The organism is Vibrio sp. 10N.222.47.A9 (assembly GCF_963872585.1).
Lineage (GTDB): Bacteria > Pseudomonadota > Gammaproteobacteria > Enterobacterales > Vibrionaceae > Vibrio > Vibrio splendidus.
In genome coordinates this window covers 232,550-248,698 of record NZ_CAWNBB010000013.1, presented here as the reverse complement: position 1 = coordinate 248,698, position 16,149 = coordinate 232,550, and the positions used below count along the sequence as shown (strand labels likewise).

Annotated in this window: 21 protein-coding genes; 17 read left to right on the top strand and 4 right to left on the bottom strand. The window is 44.9% G+C overall.

Features of this window, described 5'->3' with window-relative positions; genetic code table 11:
- Positions 1 to 81 precede the first annotated feature (81 nt).
- A complete protein-coding gene (locus AACT19_RS02710) occupies positions 82 to 468 on the bottom strand; it encodes a tautomerase family protein (protein WP_004732720.1) in 387 nt (128 codons plus the stop codon).
- Positions 469 to 745: 277 nt separating this feature from the next.
- On the opposite strand from AACT19_RS02710, the gene AACT19_RS02705 reads away from it, so the two are divergent.
- From AACT19_RS02705 to AACT19_RS02630, 16 genes are all read left to right on the top strand, one after another.
- Positions 746 to 1,366: an LON peptidase substrate-binding domain-containing protein gene (locus AACT19_RS02705; protein ID WP_076645070.1), complete on the top strand. Its 621-nt coding sequence runs from the start codon at positions 746 to 748 to the stop codon at positions 1,364 to 1,366.
- Between the two features lie 110 nt (positions 1,367 to 1,476).
- Positions 1,477 to 2,124 carry a sigma-70 family RNA polymerase sigma factor gene (locus AACT19_RS02700; RefSeq protein WP_017077063.1) on the top strand — a complete coding sequence of 216 codons (648 nt, stop codon included), beginning with the start codon at positions 1,477 to 1,479 and terminating at the stop codon, positions 2,122 to 2,124.
- Entirely contained in the window at positions 2,117 to 2,827 is a 711-nt protein-coding gene (locus AACT19_RS02695; protein WP_076645068.1) for a ChrR family anti-sigma-E factor, read from the top strand. Before AACT19_RS02700 ends, AACT19_RS02695 begins: the two co-directional genes overlap by 8 nt.
- Before the next feature lie 176 nt (positions 2,828 to 3,003).
- The gene (locus tag AACT19_RS02690) at positions 3,004 to 3,951 is read left to right on the top strand and encodes a YbgA family protein (protein ID WP_017094205.1); all 948 of its coding nucleotides are present in this window, start codon (positions 3,004 to 3,006) and stop codon (positions 3,949 to 3,951) included.
- Positions 3,948 to 5,393 (top strand): deoxyribodipyrimidine photo-lyase, encoded by a 1,446-nt coding sequence (gene phrB, locus AACT19_RS02685; RefSeq protein WP_076645065.1) that lies wholly within the window; start codon positions 3,948 to 3,950, stop codon positions 5,391 to 5,393. Before AACT19_RS02690 ends, phrB begins: the two co-directional genes overlap by 4 nt.
- Before the next feature lie 14 nt (positions 5,394 to 5,407).
- Positions 5,408 to 5,839, top strand: a complete 432-nt coding sequence (locus AACT19_RS02680; protein ID WP_065583941.1) for a nuclear transport factor 2 family protein — start codon at positions 5,408 to 5,410, stop codon at positions 5,837 to 5,839.
- A complete protein-coding gene (locus tag AACT19_RS02675) occupies positions 5,839 to 6,570 on the top strand; it encodes an SDR family NAD(P)-dependent oxidoreductase (RefSeq protein WP_076645063.1) in 732 nt (243 codons plus the stop codon). Before AACT19_RS02680 ends, AACT19_RS02675 begins: the two co-directional genes overlap by 1 nt.
- Before the next feature lie 2 nt (positions 6,571 to 6,572).
- Positions 6,573 to 7,844: an NAD(P)/FAD-dependent oxidoreductase gene (locus AACT19_RS02670; RefSeq protein ID WP_076645061.1), complete on the top strand. Its 1,272-nt coding sequence runs from the start codon at positions 6,573 to 6,575 to the stop codon at positions 7,842 to 7,844.
- Entirely contained in the window at positions 7,841 to 8,647 is an 807-nt protein-coding gene (locus AACT19_RS02665) for a DUF1365 domain-containing protein (RefSeq protein ID WP_065206478.1), read from the top strand. The genes AACT19_RS02670 and AACT19_RS02665 overlap by 4 nt, the downstream gene beginning before the upstream one ends.
- Before the next feature lie 118 nt (positions 8,648 to 8,765).
- Positions 8,766 to 10,046 carry an SAM-dependent methyltransferase gene (locus tag AACT19_RS02660; RefSeq protein WP_076645059.1) on the top strand — a complete coding sequence of 427 codons (1,281 nt, stop codon included), beginning with the start codon at positions 8,766 to 8,768 and terminating at the stop codon, positions 10,044 to 10,046.
- A complete protein-coding gene (locus AACT19_RS02655) occupies positions 10,024 to 10,545 on the top strand; it encodes a DUF2878 domain-containing protein (RefSeq protein ID WP_076645057.1) in 522 nt (173 codons plus the stop codon). The genes AACT19_RS02660 and AACT19_RS02655 overlap by 23 nt, the downstream gene beginning before the upstream one ends.
- A 3-nt stretch (positions 10,546 to 10,548) precedes the next feature.
- Positions 10,549 to 11,136, top strand: a complete 588-nt coding sequence (locus tag AACT19_RS02650) for a chalcone isomerase family protein (protein ID WP_076645055.1) — start codon at positions 10,549 to 10,551, stop codon at positions 11,134 to 11,136.
- Positions 11,133 to 11,675 (top strand): DUF3833 domain-containing protein, encoded by a 543-nt coding sequence (locus AACT19_RS02645; protein WP_017077073.1) that lies wholly within the window; start codon positions 11,133 to 11,135, stop codon positions 11,673 to 11,675. The genes AACT19_RS02650 and AACT19_RS02645 overlap by 4 nt, the downstream gene beginning before the upstream one ends.
- Before the next feature lie 330 nt (positions 11,676 to 12,005).
- Positions 12,006 to 12,269: a hypothetical protein gene (locus AACT19_RS02640; RefSeq protein WP_004732701.1), complete on the top strand. Its 264-nt coding sequence runs from the start codon at positions 12,006 to 12,008 to the stop codon at positions 12,267 to 12,269.
- 238 nt (positions 12,270 to 12,507) lie between these two features.
- On the top strand, positions 12,508 to 13,182 hold the full coding sequence (locus tag AACT19_RS02635; protein WP_076645053.1) for an SDR family NAD(P)-dependent oxidoreductase: 675 nt from the start codon (positions 12,508 to 12,510) through the stop codon (positions 13,180 to 13,182).
- A 112-nt stretch (positions 13,183 to 13,294) separates the two neighbouring features.
- On the top strand, positions 13,295 to 13,534 hold the full coding sequence (locus tag AACT19_RS02630; protein ID WP_017084996.1) for an RNA recognition motif domain-containing protein: 240 nt from the start codon (positions 13,295 to 13,297) through the stop codon (positions 13,532 to 13,534).
- A gap of 148 nt (positions 13,535 to 13,682) precedes the next feature.
- Here AACT19_RS02630 and AACT19_RS02625 read toward each other — a convergent pair whose 3' ends face one another.
- The 3 genes from AACT19_RS02625 to AACT19_RS02615 all read right to left on the bottom strand — a co-directional run bounded on the left by AACT19_RS02625 (position 13,683) and on the right by AACT19_RS02615 (position 15,085).
- Positions 13,683 to 14,027 carry a ribosome recycling factor family protein gene (locus AACT19_RS02625; RefSeq protein ID WP_076645051.1) on the bottom strand — a complete coding sequence of 115 codons (345 nt, stop codon included), beginning with the start codon at positions 14,025 to 14,027 and terminating at the stop codon, positions 13,683 to 13,685.
- Positions 14,028 to 14,195: 168 nt separating this feature from the next.
- Positions 14,196 to 14,663, bottom strand: a complete 468-nt coding sequence (locus tag AACT19_RS02620) for an OsmC family protein (protein WP_076645049.1) — start codon at positions 14,661 to 14,663, stop codon at positions 14,196 to 14,198.
- 29 nt (positions 14,664 to 14,692) lie between these two features.
- The gene (locus AACT19_RS02615) at positions 14,693 to 15,085 is read right to left on the bottom strand and encodes a GFA family protein (RefSeq protein WP_076645047.1); all 393 of its coding nucleotides are present in this window, start codon (positions 15,083 to 15,085) and stop codon (positions 14,693 to 14,695) included.
- 221 nt (positions 15,086 to 15,306) lie between these two features.
- On the opposite strand from AACT19_RS02615, the gene AACT19_RS02610 reads away from it, so the two are divergent.
- The gene (locus AACT19_RS02610; protein ID WP_009846071.1) at positions 15,307 to 16,146 is read left to right on the top strand and encodes a LysR family transcriptional regulator; all 840 of its coding nucleotides are present in this window, start codon (positions 15,307 to 15,309) and stop codon (positions 16,144 to 16,146) included.
- Positions 16,147 to 16,149: the final 3 nt, after the last annotated feature.

The following is a 16,149-nucleotide window of genomic DNA, read 5'->3' as shown; positions in this document are numbered from 1 at the left end:
GTGTTTTTCTAAAGCCGCTCTCAGTAATCTTTAAATCCAATGTTTGAAGTGGAATATATCTGAGGCCTTAAACCAGAGACCTTAAACCTTCACTTTATACTTCAGGTCTTGCGCTTCATCACCGGTCATGCCTCGAAATCCCCAACAGTGTGCAGGCTGTTCCTTGATGGTTATTTCGATATCAATAGGAGAGATAGCTAACTGCTTCTCTATCTCAGAAAATATCTTCTTAATTAAGCGCTTCTTGGTATTGACCGCTCGACCTTCCATCATATTGATCTCTATAACGGTATAGGCTTCTGTTCTTCCTTCTGGATAAAAGAAATCATCTCGCTCCAATGGCACAAATCGATGCGCTCGCTTGTCATCGGGTAAACCCATTTCACTGTTTAAGCACTGTTGCAACACATTAGAGAGCTGCAACTTAATTGGATTCAAGCACTCTTTGATACCATATATAACAATCATGACCATTCCTTTGATGCGATGTCAGGTAAAGAAGAAGGTTAGATAGAAGCATCGTCTGGCGACTACCCATCCGCTTACTATTCGTACATATATTACCTAATGACGCGTATGAAAGAAGGTAAAAACAATGAATTTATGAGCATGTGCAACAAAAAATCATCTGCTTTGGCTCGTGTCTGTAGCTCATCACCCAATAACTACAGCCACAATCAATTGATCGAACACCACCGACTCCGCGTATATCTTCTCAAATTACATTTGAACTAAGGAGTGCTATGTGCCGAATTCATCGAGCCAGACCACACGGACAGACGCCGAACCAGAGACATTCATAGAGTCTTCTCTCGAGCTCGCCGTATTTCCCCTTCCGATATTCCTTCTGCCCGGAGGTCGCCAGAGGCTACGCATCTTTGAACCAAAATATCTTGCTATGGTTGCACATGCGGCCCAAGGAGATGGGTTCATTATTGCCACCCAAGACAGCACCAACTCTGAACATCTCAGTTCTTGGGGAACCAAAGTGTCCATCGTTGATTTCAACATGTCTGACGACCAAATTTTGGAAATCGATGTCGAGGGCCAACAACTGGTTCAGCTTCACGGATCATTTCGAGACGACGATGACCTGATAAAAAGCCAGTTCAAGTTGTTACCTCATTGGCCAGATCTAGAATGCAAAGTACCGAACGTATTTACTGCATTCTTAGTACAGCTGTTTCGAGACCACGATTCAATCAGAACGCTCTACCCCACTCCAGACTTCGAAAGTCCACGATGGATCTGTGCGCGATTACTCGAAATGATGCCTATCCCATTGGAAAAGAAAACAGAATTTACCGAACCCGCTAGCTTTCCTTCTTTAGTTCCTTTTTTGAATCAAATCATTACGGGGCAATAAGCACTTTTCTTCACTATAATTTTGTATAGTGGAAATTAATTTAAATTAAAGTGATCCCGACCTTCTCCTTTCACGTAGTGCCACTCAAATTCGCATGATGGTTAAGTACTATGCAAGTCGAAAGCAGAAGTTCAGGGAACGGCAAGGAGCATGTCATTATCCCCGACAACAAACTACCTAATGAAAATAAGGTACCTACAGAGCTCTCAAGCTGGTTGATTTTGGTTGGTTCAGACCGAGACAAACAAGCCTTCACCTGTTTGTTCAAGTTCTTCGCACCTAAGATCAAGCGTTTTGGAATCAGCAAGTTGGGCAGCGAAGCTGCTGCAAACGAGCTAGTCCAAGACACGATGACTAACGTTTGGAAGAAAGCGCATCTCTACAACGAAGAGAAAGGCGCTGGGACTACTTGGGTCTACACCGTGATGCGAAACGCTGCTTTCGACATGCTACGTAAGGTAAAAGCTAAAGCAGAGCAAACCATCGCTGACGACATTTGGCCAATAGATGCAATGGTCGCGGAATCTCAAAGCGATGAATTACCGTTTGGTGATCACTTGATGAGCCGCCATGTAATGACTCAAATAGAGAAGTTGCCTTTGGCTCAGAAAACGATTGTCAAAGGCGTTTACTTTCAGGAGTTGTCACAAGAGCAACTCGCTCAACAACTTGGCGTCCCACTTGGAACCGTGAAATCACGTCTAAGACTCGCTTTAGCTAAACTTAAGGTTCACATGGGGGAACAAGATCATGATTAAACATCACCCAAATGCCGCAATTTTGAAAGATTTTGTCGATGGCACACTCGCAGACTCAGTTTCTTTGATTGTCTCTAGCCATGTAGAACTGTGTGAACACTGCCAACAACAAGTAAGCATGCTGACGGCGCAAGCTGCTGACTCAGTCTTTGAAAGCGATACATCTGCCTTTGAAAGTGATACCTCAGGGCTTCAACTTTCTGACAGCGAAATGGATGCGTTCCTATCCGATGATGGGGAGTTTGATTTTGATGCGATTGCTCAAATCACTGCTGATTCATCTCAAGTTATCGAAGTGACACCCGAAGTTCAGCAAGTTACGGTTGCAGACACCACGTTCACTATTCCTCGCGCGTTGAACTCAGTGGCGAGAAAAGACTGGATGAACTTAGGCAAAATTTCGCGAGCGCGCCTCGATTTTGATGACGAAGCACACCACACCAGCTTGCTGCACATCGACAAAGATGGACAAGTGCCTTGCCACACCCACAAAGGCTTTGAGATTACGCTTCTTTTAGAAGGCAGTTTCGAAGATGAAATGGGCGTCTACAACAAAGGCGACTTCATCTGGTTAGATGGTGACCACACTCACCAACCAGCCACCAAAGAAGGTTGTGTGTGTTTAACTGTTTCAAGTGATGCGCTTTACTTCACAAAAGGTGTGAGCCAGTTATTCAATCCACTCGGTAAATATATCTATTAACCCAGTTGCACGCTATAAATATACAGGATGGCATGAAGTTATCCTGTATATCGTCAAATACATCTGGCTTAAAACATCAACGGTGTTGAGACTTAAAACACACCCGGCTCTGTAAGTACGATTAGCAATGTTGAAATATAATAAATAGCTCAAAGCAAGAGCAAAGGAGTTGGCCAATGGAAAAGAAAATTAAAATAGGCATTAGTGCTTGTGTTGCAGGACATAAGGTACGTTTCGATACAGGTCACAAACGCTCTCGTTTTTGTACAGATGACCTTGCAGATTATGTTGAACTAGAACCAGTATGCCCAGAAATGGCAGTGGGTCTTCCAACACCTCGCCCAACCATTCGCCAAGTTCGTCAGCAAGACAATATCATTCACGTTTCTAGACCTGACGGTTCTGGTGATGTGACCAATGATCTGATCGAGTTTGGACAAAACTATTCAAAGAGCAACCAGCACATCGCAGGATTCATTGTGTGTCAAAAAAGCCCAACCTGCGGTATGGAAAGAGTAAAAGTGTACCACCACCACGGTCGCGGCTCTGAATCGACAGGCGTAGGCATGTTCACCAAACAAGTGATGGAAGGCAACCCATTACTTCCAGTTGAAGAGAATGGTCGCCTCAATGACCCTATTTTACGCGAAAACTTCATGACACGTGTCTTCACTTATCAGAAGTGGCTCAACCTTGTTGACGAAGGCGTAACTAAACACAAGCTGATTCAATTCCACAGCGCTCACAAGTACTTAGTAATGTGTCACCACATTGAAGGCTATAAGAAACTTGGGAAATTATTAGCAAGCAACGATCTTGAAATCGATGAGTTGGCAAAACAATATATTGAAGGCTTGATGACGGCATTATCTCACCACGCGAACCGTGGTAGCCACGCCAATACTCTGCATCATTTGCAAGGTTACTTTAAGAAACAATTGAGTAGCGCGCACAAGCAAGAGCTTACCAATCAGATTTCATCATTCAGAGAAGGTCTTGTTCCTCTGTTAGTTCCACTAACACTGATTAACCACTACTTGATGGAATATCCAAACGAGTACCTTGAATCACAGGTTTACCTAAACCCGCACCCACAAGAACTTAAGCTGAGATACGGATATTGAGCGACATTCTATGGATAAGACGAGACCTGAGGATTCACGATAACCCAGCGATCGTCTCTGCAGTTGAAAACGGCGTCTCTATCGCCGTTTTTATTTCAACGCCACAGCAATGGCAGCAACACCACCTTGCGCCAATCAAAGCCGATTTAATCTATCGTCACCTGCAGCAACTTGAATCCCAACTCGCTGAGTTCGGGATAGATCTTTTACACCTCAAAGCCCGCGATTTTGACGACCAAGCCGTACAACTCACTCATCTATACAAACAGCTTGATGCGACGTGTGTTTACGCAAATTCTGAGCCTGAAGTAGACGAGCAGTTACGTGACAAACGCTTAATCGCTACTGGTATAAATCTGAAAATAACCGACTGCGATACGATTCTGCCATTAGGTAGCGTGCTGAATAAACAAGGTGAGATGTTCAAGGTTTTCACACCTTTCAAAAACGCATGGTTAAAAGAAGTGCAAGCGAAAGGCATCATTTGCAGCCACGCTCCAGTGCATTCAACAGGATCAGCGCAAGCAGGTTCATCTGAAACGGATTCGCTTCAGAATCCATCACAACTGAAACAATCGTTAAGTGGTTTTTCTGGCGAGTACGATTTCGACTTTCCGCGTACCGATTCAGAGCGTTGGCCACTAAGCCAAGACGTGCTTGAGAGCGTGATCCCCAATTTCTTAGCCAATAAAGTTAACGACTATTCTCGCCTTCGAGATATTCCATCGGTGAAGGGAACATCTGGACTTTCTCCTTACTTGGCGATTGGCGCTGTGAGTCCACGATGGTTAGCGATTCAGTTGATTCAGCAACAACCCGATTTGTTGTTTGATACACAACTTCCAGCCTTTTCTTGGCTTAATGAATTGATTTGGCGAGATTTTTATAAGCACTTGATGTTCCATCATCCTAAACTGGTTAAAGGTGCGAACTTCCAACAAAAATACAACGGCTTAGATTGGTATCACGACAACCCTAGCTTCAAGGCGTGGTGCGAAGGAAAAACCGGATATCCATTGGTTGATGCAGCAATGCGTCAATTAGTTGAGACAGGCTGGATGCACAACAGGCTAAGAATGGTGGTGGCAAGCTTCCTAACCAAGCACCTGCTGATCGATTGGCGTTGGGGTGAGCGTTTCTTTATGTCGCACCTTATCGATGGTGATTTCAGCGCGAATAATGGTGGCTGGCAGTGGGCCTCAAGTACTGGCTGTGATGCTCAACCCTACTTTCGAATTTTCAATCCAATCACTCAGAGTGAAAAGTTTGATCCAAAAGGAATTTTTATTCGTAAGTACATACCAGAGCTGCAAAATATCCCAGATAAACATGTTCATTTCCCACATGACTTTATCGCTAAAAACGGAATAGACAGCGAATACTGGCAACCCATCGTTGAGCACAAAGAAGCACGATTGAGAGCCTTAGCCTTCTTCAAATAATTAGAGTGAATATTATGGATAACTCTCTATGGCTTGATAACTTTCTCAACATGTATCGAGAACTCGGAACCGACAATTTCGACGTGCTTAAGACGGTTTATCACCCTGATATTGAATTCCAAGATCCGCTGCATCATGTCAGCGGTATTTCGGCGCTTACCCACTACTTCGAGAACCTCTACACCCAGGTAACGAGCTGTTACTTTCATATCGAACACACTTTCGAAGCGAACGACGAAGCTTCTGTTTACTGGACGATGCAGTTTGCTCACAAGCAATTAAATGGGCAAAAGCCAATCGAAGTGCAAGGACACAGCCACCTTAAGATGCTCGACGGTCAAGTGGTCTATCACAGAGACTATCTTGATGTCGGCTCTATGTTGTATGAACACATTCCAGTTCTGGGCTGCGCCATCAAATCCATCAAAAAGAGAGCGAGCCAATAATGCGTATTATGATCACAGGCGCGACCTCAGGTATCGGCCAATCACTCGCTATCGATTACGCTCAACAAGGGCATCAGGTGATTGCTTGTGGCCGTAACCCAGACAAGCTGCAAGCCTTGGTTGATTCTCACGAGACAGACATCGCGCATTCATCCATTACGCCGCTCTGTTTCGATCTGACCGATTACCACAACTTCCCAGAGCTCGACCAAGACAAGCCGCTCGATCTGCTGATTTTAAATGCGGGTGATTGTGAATACATCAACGACCCAGTGAATTTTGATGCTGAGCTTTTCGAGCGCGTCATCAACATAAACCTGATTTCAATTGGCTACGCCCTTAAGGCTTGGCTAAAAAACATTAAGCCGGGCGGCCGTTTGGTTTTAGTAAGCTCCAGCGCCAGCTTTTTACCTTTGCCAAGAGCCGAGGCTTATGGCGCTTCAAAGGCAGCCCTCACCTACTTAGGCAGAACACTTTCGGTTGATCTGGCAACGCACAACATTCATGTCTCAATTGTGCACCCAGGCTTTGTTGAAACGCCATTAACCGAGCGAAATACGTTCTCTATGCCTATGATTATTAGTAGTGAGGCCGCAACTCAGCGAATCGTAAATGGTATCGCTCAAGGAAAGAGTGAAATCGATTTCCCAAGACGATTCATCATGTTGATGAAGCTACTAAGAATGCTTCCAACTCCAGTTTGGCAAAAACTCGCTTCAAGGATGGTATAACAATGAAGAAAATCGCCATTATTGGTTCAGGCATCTCTGGACTCACTTGCGCGCATATATTAGATAAGCACCACGACGTAACAGTATTCGAAAAGAATGATTACGTTGGGGGGCACACCGCGACCGTTGATATTGAACATCAAGGCTCGGCGTTTTCGATAGATACAGGTTTCATCGTATTCAACGATCGAACCTACCCAAACTTCAATCAGCTACTCGTACAACTCGGTGTTGAAAGGCAACCTACCGAGATGAGTTTCAGCGTCCACAACACCACCACTAAGTTTGAGTACAACGGTCACAGCATTAATTCGTTGTTTGCTCAGCGAAGCAATATTTTCAAACCTCAGTTCTGGTCTTTAGTGTCAGACATTCTCAAGTTCAACAAACTGTGTAAGGCTCAGTTTGAAAGCAATGAATTCACACCAGACGTTACCCTTGGCAGTTTCCTACGCGATAATCAATTTTCCGATTTTTTCAGCCAGCACTATATCCTACCGATGGGCGCAGCAATTTGGTCGACAAGCTTAGAGGAAATGGAAGAATTTGAGCTTAAATTCTTCATTCAATTCTTCTACAACCACGGGCTACTCGACATCGCGAACCGTCCACAATGGTATGTAATTCCTAAAGGGTCGCGCTCTTACGTTGAAATCATCCTTTCACGCTTGAACAAATCCGTCGCTTTGAACACATCAATCAAACAAGTCACTCGCCATGAAGCGGGAGTCACGATTGAATTTGAAGATGGCGGCACACAAGACTTCGACGAAGTAATCTTTGCTTGTCACTCAGACCAAGCGTTACGTTTACTCGGCGATGCAACAGAGCAAGAGAAGCAGGTACTGGGCGAGATCCCATACAGCCGCAATGAAGTGGTTCTGCACACTGATACCCGATTGTTACCAGACAGAAAGCTTGCATGGGCAAGTTGGAACTACATGTTGGATGGCGACAGTAAACGACCTGCTTGTGTGACTTACAACATGAACATTCTGCAAGGCATCGAAAGCCAGGACACCTTCTGCGTCACCTTGAATCAGAGCGAAGCCATCGACCCAGAAAAAATCATTCGCAGCTTTGTTTATCATCACCCGGTACTTAACTCGAACACAGTAGAGGCTCAGCACAAGCGCGAACAGATCTGTGGCAAAAACCAGACTCACTTCGCCGGCGCATACTGGTATAACGGGTTCCATGAAGACGGTGTCCACAGTGCACTCGATGTGACCAAACGCTTCGGTTTAGATTTGAGTACGAGTTCAGCGCTATGAACAGTCAAACCCTGACATCCGAAATGGAGATCGCATCCGAAAAGAGTGAAGAGCTCAGCGGGATCTATTGGGGCAACGTCAGACACCGCCGCTTTGGCGACATCACTCATGAGTTCAGCTATCAGCTGTATATGATGGGGTTAGATCTTGATGAACTGCCCCAAACCACAGCGCGTAGTGCGCTGTTCGGAACTCGATGGTACAACCCAATTCGCTTTGTCGAATCGGATTATCTCGCTGAAAAAAAAGAAAATGCCACCACGGATGAACCAAAATCACTTAAACAACGTATAGCTTCCAAAGTGCAAAAACTTGGTGGGGTTTGGTCTGATTCAAACCGTGTGACGATGCTGGCTCAGTGCCGCTGTTTAGGTATCTATTTCAGCCCAATCAACTGTTTCTTCTGTTACGACGAAACAGGAGATTGTAAGTACATGTTGGCTGAAGTGAGTAACACGCCTTGGCGAGAAAGACACTACTACCTGATCGACATGCACCAAGAATTAAAGGTTAAGAAAGAGTTTCACGTTTCGCCGTTCATGGATTTGAATATGACTTATTTTTGGAAGATTAAGCCACCAGCGAAACGCACCTTGGTCCACATTGAAAGCCGCCGAGACGACAAGCTTTTCGATGCGACACTGGCCTTGACGAAACAGTCAGTAACCAAGACAAACATTAGACGAACGGTATTTAAGATTCCGGCGATGACGATCAAAGTCGTGATGGGAATTTATTATCAGGCTCTCAAATTATTCCTGAAAAAAGTACCGTTTGTGGGGCATCCAGACTCAACATCTTAAGTGTCTTCACAGCAACTAAATAATAGAACTCGACCCAAGCTTGGGTTCGCTCCAACTAAGGGGCACAACCCAGCTTAGTTGGCACAAAATATTAGAATGAGTTATCAGCGAGGTTTACATGGAACAGCTTGCCAAACAAAACAACAACATTGAACAACAAGCTAAAGCCGTTGCTGTTTCAAGCAACTGTAAATATCGAGCTTTAATCTTTAAGGTTCTAGAAAGCCTGCAATTCGCGACGCTTGAGATTATTGAGCGCGACCAGCATTCGGTGTTCGGCGATCGAGAAGCCGACTTGAAAGGTCGAATCGTGATTCACGATGCAACCTTTTTTAGAGATGTCGTGATTGACGGCAGTATTGGCGCATCTGAGGCCTACATTGATGGAAAATGGACAAGCCCAGATCTCACCAAAGTGATTCAAATCATGGCTCGAAATCAATCTCAACTCGACGAGCTTGACGATAAAACGCAATGGATTTCTCGCATCAAAAATCTATTGCTGCGTCGTAAGAATGCTAACACCGAGCAAGGCTCTAAACGTAATATTCTTGCGCACTACGATATTGGCAACGAACTGTACGAGCGCTTCCTAGACAGCTCGATGCAATACTCTTCCGCTATCTACAGCGAAGAAGCAGAAACCCTATCCAAAGCTCAGCAAAACAAAATGAAAACCATCTGTGAGCGATTAGAGCTGTCAGAGAAAGATAACGTGGTCGAGATAGGCACAGGCTGGGGTGGCTTAGCTATATTCATGGCGCAACACTACGGATGCCATGTCACCACTACCACAATCTCAGATGCTCAACACGCGCTTGCAGAACAGAGAGTAAAAGCGCTTGGCTTAACCGACAAAATCACCCTGCTTAAACAAGATTATCGCAACCTCACTGGTGAGTATGACAAGTTGGTTTCTATCGAGATGATTGAGGCGGTCGGCCATGAATATCTCCAGACCTTCTTTGAGAAATGTTCTTCTCTGTTGAAACCATCAGGCAAAATGCTGATTCAAGCAATTACCATTGCCGACAGTCGTTATGACAAATACCGCAAAGGCGTCGACTTTATTCAGAAGTACATTTTCCCAGGCGGTTGCCTACCTTCGGTCTCAGTGATGACCCAACACCTTGCGACCAGTACAGATCTTGTGGTTCAAGAAATTGATGACATTGGCCTGCACTACGCTCGAACGCTTAATGATTGGAATGTTGCCTTTGAAAACAGTTGGGAAGAGTTAGATTCTCTCGGCTATTCAGAAGAGTTTAAGCGCTTGTGGATCTTCTACTTCTGCTACTGTGAAGGTGCATTCAAAGAGCGCGTGATCAGTACTCATCACTTAGTTGCTAGAAAACCTCGTTACTTTGGAGCAAAAGATGAAACGGTTTTGGATTATTAATCTCGTTCTGTTTCAAGCGACCTGGGTTTGCAGCGCGTTCTTTACCGCGCAAGCCCCGTTCGTGGCGCCACTGATTGTGGTCGTTCACTTCCTTCTCTCCCCTACTCGCAGTAGCGATCTGAAAATACTCATTTTATTACCATTGGGGCTGTTGCTTGATAGCCTCTTACTTCACTTCGGCGTGTTTGCCGTCGACTCTGAAATTGCAAATCAATCTTGGTTCCCAGTGTGGCTAGTCTGCCTGTGGATCATGTTCTTAATCAGTTTTAACCACAGCCTAAATTGGCTTTTAAAATGCTCGAAAGTGATCTTGTTTGTCATAGGGTTCGTAGCAGGTACTAGTAGTTATTGGGGAGGCATCAAAGCAGGAGCCCTTCTGACTACTTGGCCAGACGCATCGGTGTTAGCTGCCCTTGCAATAAGTTGGGGGATTTTGTTGCCCTTACTGGTGGCCGCTTACTCCAACTTAATACAACCCAAAATAGCAACAACGAGGTGACTTATGGCTTTTCCACGCAACCCTACGCAAGCGTTCAAATCTGAGAGCGATGTTAGTCGCGTTCGCACTCAAACAAGCGAGCAATCAAGAAACCGACTATTTAGCTTAGTCACCCTAACCCTCATTTGCGCAGCACTCCTATTTACCGGGACTGCCAAAGCTTCTGCTGTCGATGATTTAAACAAGCGTGGCCAAGGAGAAATGAGTTACTTGTTTTGGACTTTGTATTCTGCAGAGTTTTACACCACTCCATCTAACTCTGAGCGTGCTTTGAAACTTGAGTACTACCGAGCAATTGACAGCAAAGACCTTGTAGACGCAACCAAAGACCAGTGGAGCAAACTTGGTTACTCCAACAACAATATCCAACGTTGGTTGAAGCCTTTGTACGCAATGTGGCCCAACGTTGAGGAAGGCAGCACGCTGACTATCCGAGTTGCTGAAGACAACGTAAGTCGCTTCTATTTCGATGAGCAACCCATCGGCACCATCCAAGACAAGCAATTTGGTGAAGCCTTTCTCGCGATTTGGTTATCTGAAAACACATCTGAGCCCGGTCTACGCAAACAACTATTAGGTTTGAACAAATGAATCCAAAAACAACAATAATAAAATTTGCTTTGGCACTGTTTTCACTCACTTGGCTAGCGGGTTGTGGCTCTGCAAGTTTAGAAAACCACGTAGACACTACGCCAGAGCTCAAGCTTGAAACCTTTTTCAACGGCGAGCTAATGGCATACGGCATGGTACTAGACCGTTCTGGTAATCTACTACGCCGTTTTGACGCTAAGCTTGTCGCGACTTGGGACGGTGACAAAGGAGAAATCAAAGAGTGGTTCTCTTTTGCTGATGGCGAGCGCTCAACACGTGTTTGGAACCTGTTAAAAACCGGCGAAAACACCTATTCGGGCACAGCTAATGATGTAGTCGGTACCGCTTATGGCGAGACTCTAGGTTCTGCTCTGTATTGGAAATACGACTTAGAAATAGAAGTCGACGGCAGCACCTATGAAGTGGTGCTAGACGACTGGATGTTCTTGATGGACGACAAACGCTTGTTCAACAAAACTGAGATGTCTAAATTTGGTTTTAAAGTAGGCGAAGTGATCTTATATATCGAGAAGATTTAATTTAACCACTCTTTCCTGTTCCCATTTTCATCAACGGTAACCGTTACCCCAAAAGACACTTTCAGCCCACCATATAATCTCAGCCCGCAAACAATCTCAGCCCACAATGCAATCTCAACCCACAACAGAAAATTGTGGGTTGTTCTGTTTAATCTCTCGAATAGCATACCTGTATGCTCAAGCCTTTGTGCTAAGATGCGCCACCAGCATACAAATGGGCTAAACTCAGTTGAGCGGATGTGATACACAGTTCCACCAATTCAGAGCACTTCCCCATTGTTTCGCTAAGCGTAGATTCCCTACCATGAATAATTGAAAAGGCTTTAAAGCATGAGCAAGTTGACCTCAGCGGAGCGTAAAGCTCGCGACAATGAACGTTTCTCACAACGTGTAAACGACCGCAGAGAAAAAGGCGAAGACGTAGTTGCTTACGCACTGACCAACAAGAAAGCTGTAAAATTTCTGACTAAGTCGGAAAAGAAACGCTTCAATGAAGCAAAAGTCATTCGCCAAGAAGAACAGCGAGTGAAAGATCAAGAAGAACTCAACAGAATCGAAGACTCATTCACGACCAAACAGTTCGACGAAGAGTAATCTGATTTCAAAAGCGCTGGCTCTATGCCGGCGCTTTTACCTTTACGCGCTTTACCTTTAGGCATTTTTTCCTTTCTGCTTTTCTTGTTATCTTCCTATCTTCCTATCTTCCTACGACTTTCTCAAACCTCTGTTTTATCGATCTTACTCATGGATCTCTGCATCTTGGTCTTAGATCTCAGCAAACAGGTATTCAAAGCCTTACTATCTCGATTCAATTCAACAATTCCGAGTCACCATGATTTTAATCACCGGATCAAGCAGCGGTTTAGGCGCAGCTTTAGCCAAGCAATATGCGAACACATCGAACAGCCGTCAGCGCTTAATGATCACTGGCCGCAGCTCCCAACGTTTAGCTGAATTAGCAAAAAGCCTGCCAGCGAATACTGTTAGCCAAGCCTGTGACTTGTGTGATCCACAATCAGTGAGCGAGTTATTGGATGCATTGCCTGAAACACCAAAGCTGGTGGTTCATAGCGCAGGCAGTGGGTACTTCGGTAAAATTGAACAACAAGATCCCGCCGCCATCAGCGACATGCTGAAAAACAACATCGAGTCTTCGATCTTTTTGATTCGCGAGCTTGTTCAACGCTACAAAGAACAACCCGTCACCATTGCTGTTGTGATGTCGACCGCGGCTCAAGGCGCTAAAGCAGAAGAGTCTACTTACTGCGCAGCCAAATGGGCCGTTAAGGGCTTTATTGAATCGGTCAGGTTGGAACTCAAAGGTCACCCGATGAAGATCGTTGCAGTTTACCCCGGCGGGATGGCAACCGAGTTCTGGAATACCAGCGGTAAAGACATGAACACCTCAAGCTTTATGAGTGCACAAGAAGCCGCTCAAATGCTGCAGCAGGCGTTAACCAGTACCGAGCATGGATATGTGTCAGATATCACGATAAACCGCGGTTAACGGCTAATGAGAGCAGCGAACAGGTAAACCGAGCTATTCCGCTAATTATTTGTGAGGGTGAGCACGAAAGTGTGCGACAATGCTCAGCGTAAATTCATATTCAAGGTTTATTATGAAACTTCTAGTTCGTAACCTATCGCGCTCTACTGCAGAGCAAGACATCCGTGTTCTATTTTCTGAGTTCGGCTCAGTAAAAGAGTGCAGCCTAGTTTTAGACCAAGAAACTGGCGAATCTAAAGGCTTTGCATTTGTTGAAATGCCAGAGCACGAAGAAGCTAAAGCGGCACTAAACAAGCTGAACTTGTCAAAGCTTGGCAGCAACACGATTCGTGTAAAAGTAGCTAACTCTTAATCGAGTAAACGCTTTATAAGCCACATGGCTTAGCTTAAGCAGCACAAGCACAGATGATAAAGCCCGTAACGATATTGCGCTGAAAAACGTAATATCGTTACGGGCTTTTTGCTGCTCGCGATTCTCTTTTCACACAATTCGAATACGCCTACAGCCCTTCATGTTCATCAATGGCACGCCTTGCTTCTGCCATTGAACATCCAGATTCCATCACCAATTGAGCGACGGTCATTGAAGGTGTCGCGGCCAACAGAGATGCCAAACACACCACCGGTTTAGGCAGCACTTTGTCGATAGCGATTGCTATCCAATCGTCTTTTTCGTGAGTTAACATCGTTTTAAATTCAACGAGTTGATGCTCTTGAGCGACCAAAAGCCAATTACGCGAACGACGAACTCGTTTCAACTGACATCCACATTCTGCAGCATGCGCCATCACTTGGCTTTTATCACTCACACGATGTACAAAACTATTCAGTGGGACGCTAAACATAACTCTCTGCTAACCAATCTATTCCAACCATTCAAGAGATCGCTACCTATCTCTCAGTACTTTCTAACTGTCACTCAATAAAACCGTACGTAGGATTACACAGACATAAAAAAACCGCCAGTGATGCACTAAGCAGCCTCGCGGTTTTTCGATGTTAACGTGTGTTGTTTACGCTTTAGTTTCTACCACAATCTCAGTCTTGACCGAGTTCGCGATAAAGCAGTTTTTGTGCGCTAAATGATGCAGTTTGTCGAGCTGTTTGGCAGTTGGCTTCTTAGTGCCTAAGAACACAATATCAGGTCGCAGAGTCACCTTAGTGATAGACGAGCGGCCTGATTCATCTTCTTCCAGCACACCAATCGCATCATCCACATAAGAGTCGATCACGTACTTCTGCTTTGCAGCAATGCCCAAAAACGTCAGCATATGGCAGCTAGAAAGCGCCGCGATAAACGCTTCTTCTGGGTCGACATTCGCTTCCACCGAAAACGGCAGTGGCACAACATGAGGAGAAGACGAAGCAGGTACAGTGATACCACCATCGAACTCCCACGTATGAGCGCGACTGTATTGGTTGTCGCTAAAGGCTTCATCTTCCACTTTTTGCCAGCGAATGACCGCTCCATATTCAGACATAATTAATTCCTTTTATATTGTGTAACGACTTAGCGGTCAGCAGGATGATTAACGCCATCATTGGTCACCACATCACCAATATCAAACGGGTTTACCCCTTCCAAACAACCGATGTTAAAACCGTATTCATTTGGGCTTGAGCGGCGTTGGTGATGGGTATAGATACCGCAGTTTGAGCAGAAGTAATGCTTCGCGGTGTTGGTATTGAATTGATAAAGCTTAAGATGCTCAGCGCCTTTCAAAATCTTAATACCATCCAACGCCAAAGAACCCACAATTGCCCCTCTACGACGGCAGATAGAACAATCACAACGACGTGGTTTTTCTATCCCGTTAGGTAAGCTGAGCTCTAATTCAACCGCACCACAATGGCAGGTTGCCTTATGAAAAGGTTTGATAACCGTATCTCCGACCTGTTTCATGAGCACTCCTTGTTCTAGTTACTGGTTACTGGTTACTTTTTGCCCATCATATCCTGATTTGTTATTTTGGTAAAAAAATGTGTTTTCCAACAAATATATAGCGCATGTTCTCAACACATAATTTAAGCTAAATCTCGGCACCACTGACTCTACCATCATCGACACAACGATCACTGAGTCGTATTCAAACTATTTAATCTCTTTCTACAGGGCACACCTATATGAATCTCAATCTGATTAAACACTTTCTCGCAGCCTATGACTTCAAGAGTATTTCTAAGGCAGCAGAACATATGAATATGACTCAGCCATCAATGACCGCCGCGATAAAAAACTTTGAAGAGCAGAGCGGAAAGATCATGTTTTATCGCACCAGTCGTTCAATTCAGCCGACAGAAGATGCGCATTATCTTGCTGAGCAATGCCGAGAAATATTAGGTCGGCTCGACTCAGTATTTGAAGAAGAGAGAAAGCTAAAAATCTGCTGCCCAGAAGTGATCATGCAAGCACTCCCTGGCTATGAAGGCGTCTACTTTGTTGAAACTCCCGCCATCGAATACAGCATTTTGGACAAACTAAGAACCGGAGAGGTGGATATTGTTGTCGACGACATCTCTGTTACTGATCACTCCTTTATTGTCGAATCGATCGGCTCCCAAAAGCTCGCACTTGCGTGTCGTAAAGACCACCCAACGATTGGCGATACCATCTCCCTTGAGCAGTTCAAAAACGCCGAGCACATCATGCTGCGCCTAAAAGACAAAAATGTAAGCGCACTAGAAACCCGAACTGAAGAAGCATTTGAGCGTAACGTGGTTCGAGAAGTTTCCGGTCAATCGAATCTACTGCTGAACGCTCGTAACTCTGACGCGGTGTGCATTGTCAGTGAGTCCATGTTTAATTTAGCAGAAGAGCTAGGGCTAAAAGTCCTCGAACCGCCATTTGCGTTGCGTAACTACGAAATGAAAATGATTTATCACAAACGCAGTATTCAAGATCAGCGACATGCTCAAGTTCGAGAACACATCAAAAAGCATCTAACGCCACCTTCCAAGAAATAAACA